Source organism: Paraburkholderia sp. SIMBA_030, from assembly GCF_046535245.1.
GTDB lineage: Bacteria > Pseudomonadota > Gammaproteobacteria > Burkholderiales > Burkholderiaceae > Paraburkholderia.
Genome location: NZ_JAWRXB010001392.1, coordinates 1 through 244, shown reverse-complemented (window position 1 = coordinate 244; position 244 = coordinate 1). Strand labels below are relative to the sequence as shown.

General features: G+C 67.6%; 1 pseudogene. It reads left to right on the top strand.

Annotation, left to right across the window (positions count from 1 at the left end):
• Nucleotides 1-244, top strand: a pseudogene (locus SB772_RS44610) (TetR/AcrR family transcriptional regulator); the annotation flags it as partial.

The window sequence follows — 244 nt, the reverse complement described above, 5'->3', positions numbered from 1 at the left end:
CGCGGAAACGGTGCGTCAAACGCCCGAAGCGCGCGCCGTGATGGCGGCGGGCCTCAAGAAGCAGATCGAGCGATTGAGTGCCGCGAAGGCGGCGAGTGGAGACGCTTCCACGGCGGCACACGTGCGGCGCGCGGCCATCGGCAGCTGGTCGGCGATGGTGGGCGCCGTGATTCTTGCGCGCCTGATCGACGATCCCGCGCTCTCGAACGAAATTCTCGACGAGACGCACGCATGGATCGACGAC